The organism is Mesorhizobium sp. M2A.F.Ca.ET.039.01.1.1 (genome assembly GCF_003998035.1).
Lineage (GTDB): Bacteria > Pseudomonadota > Alphaproteobacteria > Rhizobiales > Rhizobiaceae > Mesorhizobium.
The window spans coordinates 1-4,693 of the sequence record NZ_RZRY01000508.1 but is presented as its reverse complement, the minus strand read 5'-3'; the positions used below and the strand labels follow the sequence as shown (position 1 = coordinate 4,693).

The window sequence follows — 4,693 nt, the reverse complement described above, 5'->3', positions numbered from 1 at the left end:
CAAAGAAACTATTAGCAAATGTCGAGTTCCTTCGCGCCCCCTCTGGCCTGCCGGCCATCTCCCCCACGAGGGGGGAGATCAGATGTCGCGTCGGCCTTCGCCAATCTCCGACGTTGACGAAAGGGCGCCGCCGGAGAAGCCGCCAATCTCCCCAAGTGGGCCCAAGTGGGGGAGATGGCCGGCAGGACAGAGGAGGGCGCTGTCCCGCCAGCATAACAGTGCGATCAAGCTCGGAGACTTATCGAAAAGGACAGCACCATGGACGCCACCGCACTCAAGGCCATGCAGGCGCCGCTGAAGGAAGCCTATCGCGACGACGCTGCCAAGGCACTGATCACGCTGAGAGCGCGCGGCACGCTGGACGATCAGTCGATCGCCTGCAAGGTGGAGACGGGCAGGGCGCTTGCCGTCGCCGGCCTTCATCCAGCCACCGGCGGCTCGGGCCTGGAGCTATGTTCTGGCGACATGCTGCTGGAGGCGCTGGTCGCCTGCGCGGGCGTGACGCTGAAGGCTGTGGCCACCGCGCTGGAATTCAAGCTCGGCAACGCCAGCGTCGATGCCGAGGGCGACCTCGATTTTCGCGGCACGCTCGGCGTCGCTCGCGATGCGCCAGTCGGCTTTCGCGAGATAAGGCTGAAATTCGACCTCGACACCGACGAGCCGCAAGAGCGCATCGATTCTCTGATGAAGCTCACCGAGCGCTACTGCGCGGTGTTCCAGACGATCAACAACAAGCCGGCGCTGAGCGTAAGCGCGGGGCGTTGAAGCGCGACGCCCCCTCATCCGGCCGCTACGCGGCCACCTTCTCCCCGGTGGGGAGAAGAGATTGGCACCGGCGCTGACAGCCTCCTCTCCCCAGCGGGGAGAGGTCAGCCGAGTGAAGCGGAGGCTGGGTGAGGGGGAGTGTTGCCTACTGGGCCGAAGGCTCCTCCGCGTCCCCTTCATCCGTAAACGGCGAGGCGCTCGGCACGCATTGCACGGCCCAGCCCTGCGGCGTCGGCTGCTTCTGATATTCGGTGATGGCGTTTGTGCACTGCTCGCGGGTGTCGAAGGTGCTGGGCAGCACCACCATGCCGCCTTGCGGGCCGGCGATCACCAGATACCAGACCAACGCTACGCTGGGAGTGGCAGCCATGGGAATTCCTCGCTTTGCTTGAATGTCGGAGTCGCAGGGACTCTAGCAACTCCCCCGGCACGGCGAAAGCTGGGCGGTGGCACACGCTTCCACCGCCCCGGTCACAGACCTGTGAAGAGGGCCTTCGCCAGGCGGGCTCGATCGGCCGCGACGCGCTTTGAACTCGAATTATTCCGGTTGCTGGTAGGCGACGAAGCGGTTGTGCTTGGCCTGGAAGATCAGGCCCGTCTCCTTCAGTTCCGGGCTTGCCAGCGGCACGATGCGCTTGGCGATCTCGGACGGATGCGGCAGCGTCTCCGGATCCTCGCCGGGCATCGCCTGCGCGCGCATCGCGGTGCGGGTGGCGCCGGGATCGGCGGCGTTGACCCTGAGCGGCAGGCTCTCGGTCTCATGCGCCCAAGAGCGCATCATCGTCTCCACCGCCGCCTTGGACGCCGCGTAGGGCGCCCAGAAGGCACGCGCCGAATGGGCGGAGTTGGCGGACATGATGATGGCGCGGCCGGCATCGGAAAGCCTGAGCAGAGGGTCGACCGAGCGGATCAATCGCCACGTCGCGGTGACGTTGATGGTCATCACCTTCTCGAAGGTCTTGGCCTCGACATGGCCGATCGGCGAAATGACGCCGAGCACGGCGGCATTGGCGACAAGGATGTCGAGCTTGCCCCAGCGCTCATGGATGGCGCCGCCCAGCCGGTCGATGCCTGCCATGTCGGTGAGGTCGAGCGGCACCAGCGTCGCCTGTCCGCGCCCATCAGCCTTGATCTGGTCGTCGAGCTGTTCCAGCCCGCCCACCGTGCGCGCCACCGCGATGACATGCGCGCCGGCTGCCGCCAGTTCCCTGGCGATGAAATAGCCGATGCCGCGCGAGGCGCCGGTGACGACCGCCACGCGGCCGGAAAGGTCGAGGGTCATGCGAGAATTCCGTGGGCTAAAGCAATTCCAGGAAAAGTGTCTGACGGTTTTCCGTCCGGAATTGCGTCAAAACAGATACCGCGGCCTACGACCCGCTCGACGCCAGCAGCGACAGCGTGCGCACATTGTCGTGGCCTTCGAAGTCGAGCAGGCGGGTGGGGTACTGTCCCGTGAAGCAGGCGTCGCAGAATTGCGGCTGGTCGTTGTCGCGGCGCGCCTCGCCGACGGCGCGGTAGAGTCCATCGATCGACAGGAAACCGAGCGAATCGACGCGGATGAACTCGGCCATCTCCTCGACCGACATGCGCGATGCGAGCAGCTTCGACTTCTCCGGCGTGTCGACGCCGTAGAAGCAGGATGCGCTGGTCGGCGGCGAGGCGATGCGCATATGCACTTCCTTCGCGCCGGCATCGCGCACCATCTGCACGATCTTCTGGCTGGTGGTGCCGCGCACTATCGAATCGTCGACCAGCACCACGCGCTTGCCCTCGATCATGCGGCGGTTGGCGTTGTGCTTCAGCTTAACGCCCATGTGGCGGATCGAATCGCCAGGCTGGATGAAGGTGCGCCCGACATAGTGGTTGCGGATGATGCCGAGCTCGAAGGGAATGCCGGCGGCCTGGGAGAAGCCGATTGCGGCCGGCGTGCCGGAATCCGGCACCGGCACGACGATGTCGGCCTCGACCGGGTTTTCCTGCGCCAGTTCCGCGCCGATGCGCTTGCGCACCTCATAGACGTTGCGGCCCTCGACCGAGGAATCCGGCCGCGCGAAATAGACATATTCGAAGATGCAGAAGCGCGTCTTCTGCGGCTCGAACGGGAAGATGCTCTCGATCCCCTTGGAGGTGATGACCACCATCTCGCCGGGCTTGATGTCGCGCACGAAGCGGGCGCCGATGATGTCAAGCGCGCAGGTCTCTGATGCCAGGATCCAGGCGCCGTCGAGGTCGCCCAGCACCAGCGGGCGGATGCCGAGCGGGTCGCGGCAGCCGATCATCTTCTTGGCCGTCATCGCCACCAGTGAGAAGGCGCCCTCCACCTGGCGCACCGCTTCGATGAAGCGCGAATTCAGATCGCGCTCCTTGCTGGTCGCGACCAAGTGCAGCAGCGTCTCGGTGTCGGAGGTCGACGAGAAGATCGAGCCCTGCTTCTGCAGAGCGCGCTGCACGGTGAGCGCGTTGGTGAGGTTGCCGTTGTGGGCGACGGCAAGACCGCCCTCCGCAAGCTCGGCGAAGAAGGGCTGGATGTTGCGCAGCCCGGCGCCGCCGGTGGTGGCATAGCGCGTATGGCCGATGGCGCGATTACCCTGCAAGCTGTCGATGACGCGCTGCTTGGTGAAGGTGTCGCCGATCAGGCCGACATGGCGCTCGACATGGAACTGGGTGCCGTCATAGGAGACGATGCCTGCCGCTTCCTGGCCGCGATGCTGCAGGGCGTGCAGGCCGAGTGTGACGATGGCCGCCGCGTCCTGCCGGCCGAAGATGCCGAACACGCCGCATTCGTCGTGGAAATGATCGTCGGCCTCGGCGGAAAGGACATTGCCTGCATCTGCCGTTGAGTCTGCCATCTGGTGCTCAAGCTCCGCTAAAGCCGCCATATAGGGCGATCTCTCGCGGAACGCAACGCACCTCGTCAGGCATTCACAAATTGCCTCAGGCCAGCGCTATGGCTGGCCTGGATTTCAGTTTGCCGGCGCTGGAGCGGGAGCAGGGGCGGGCGCCGGAGCTGGCTCGTTATCGGCAGGCGCCTCGCCCTCGCTGTCGTCGGGCGCCGGCGCGTTGTCGTCGCCGGCCGGCGGCTCGGCCGCGGGCTGGTCGGTCGTGGCCGGCGCGCCAGCCTGCGGCGTGCCCTTATGCGTGTATTTGTTGACCAGTTCCTCGGTGTTTTCCGGCAGCACGCTCTCGAGCTTGGCGCCGATCGTCTCGAGCAACGGCCGCGACTTGGCGTTGGCGATCCAGGCGGGCGCCTTGGCGCCGGCAAGCCAGTTGAAGAACAGGAGCGCCACCGCGACCACCAGGATGCCGCGCGCCGCGCCATAGAGGAAGCCGAGCGTACGGTCGAGCGCGCCGATACGCGAATCGATGATCCAGTCGGCAAGCTTCATCGTGATGACGGAGACGACGATCAGCGCGATCAGGAAGACGATGCCCGCGGAAGCCGCCATCGCGATCTTGTCGTTGTCGATATAGGGCTGAACGTAGGGCAGGACCGGCTTGTAGAAGAAGAACGCCGCTGCCGCCGCCGCTGCCCAGGAAACCACCGACAGCACTTCGCGGGAGAAGCCGCGCACCATGGCGAGCATTGCTGAAACCAGGGTGAAGCCGACGAGAATTCCGTCAAGCAGCGTAATCGGCATGGTCCTCGCCCCACTTCCTGTCTTACGGCCCGACGAGCCGCGTCACTCATCGTCGTCGGCACGGCTGCGCCGTGAGCCGGCTATTCGCGCCACAAGGTCGGCAAGCTCGGTGGGCTGGAACGCGCCGGCCCCGATCCCCCCGGCAACTTCCTCGCTGCCGAGCGGCAGCACCGCGCTTCCAAAGCCCAGCTTTTCGGCTTCCTTGAGGCGCTGCTGCGCATGCGCAACCGGCCTCACGGCGCCCGATAGGCTGATTTCGCCGAAATAGACGCAATCGGCGGGAAGGGCAA

At 65.7% G+C, this 4,693-nt stretch carries 5 protein-coding genes and 1 pseudogene; 1 reads left to right on the top strand and 5 read right to left on the bottom strand.

What is annotated here, in order from left to right; genetic code table 11:
* The first annotated feature begins 258 nt into the window (after positions 1-258).
* Positions 259-765: an OsmC family protein gene (locus EOA24_RS28005; protein ID WP_126078263.1), complete on the top strand. Its 507-nt coding sequence runs from the start codon at positions 259-261 to the stop codon at positions 763-765.
* 145 nt (positions 766-910) lie between these two features.
* On the opposite strand, the gene EOA24_RS28000 is transcribed toward EOA24_RS28005, so the two are convergent.
* From EOA24_RS28000 to EOA24_RS27980, 5 genes and pseudogenes are all read right to left on the bottom strand, one after another.
* Complete coding sequence (locus EOA24_RS28000) at positions 911-1,135, bottom strand: hypothetical protein (protein WP_040984608.1); 225 nt, start codon at positions 1,133-1,135, stop codon at positions 911-913.
* A gap of 168 nt (positions 1,136-1,303) precedes the next feature.
* Positions 1,304-2,047, bottom strand: coding sequence for an SDR family NAD(P)-dependent oxidoreductase (locus EOA24_RS27995; RefSeq protein WP_126078262.1), 744 nt, complete (start codon positions 2,045-2,047; stop codon positions 1,304-1,306).
* 85 nt (positions 2,048-2,132) lie between these two features.
* Positions 2,133-3,614, bottom strand: a complete 1,482-nt coding sequence (purF, locus tag EOA24_RS27990) for an amidophosphoribosyltransferase (protein WP_042637921.1) — start codon at positions 3,612-3,614, stop codon at positions 2,133-2,135.
* A 114-nt stretch (positions 3,615-3,728) separates the two neighbouring features.
* On the bottom strand, positions 3,729-4,403 hold the full coding sequence (locus EOA24_RS27985; RefSeq protein ID WP_042637922.1) for a CvpA family protein: 675 nt from the start codon (positions 4,401-4,403) through the stop codon (positions 3,729-3,731).
* Positions 4,404-4,445: 42 nt separating this feature from the next.
* Positions 4,446-4,693 (bottom strand): annotated as a pseudogene (locus EOA24_RS27980) (DNA repair protein RadA); the annotation flags it as partial.

Excerpts from the sequence above, each read along its gene's own strand:
- EOA24_RS27985 (WP_042637922.1), bottom strand. The coding sequence starts at position 4,403 with ATGCCGATTACGCTGCTTGACGGAATTCTCGTCGGCTTCACCCTGGTT.
- EOA24_RS27995 (WP_126078262.1), bottom strand. The coding sequence starts at position 2,047 with ATGACCCTCGACCTTTCCGGCCGCGTGGCGGTCGTCACCGGCGCCTCG.
- purF (WP_042637921.1), bottom strand. The coding sequence starts at position 3,614 with ATGGCAGACTCAACGGCAGATGCAGGCAATGTCCTTTCCGCCGAGGCC.
- EOA24_RS28000 (WP_040984608.1), bottom strand. The coding sequence starts at position 1,135 with ATGGCTGCCACTCCCAGCGTAGCGTTGGTCTGGTATCTGGTGATCGCC.
- EOA24_RS28005 (WP_126078263.1), top strand. The coding sequence starts at position 259 with ATGGACGCCACCGCACTCAAGGCCATGCAGGCGCCGCTGAAGGAAGCC.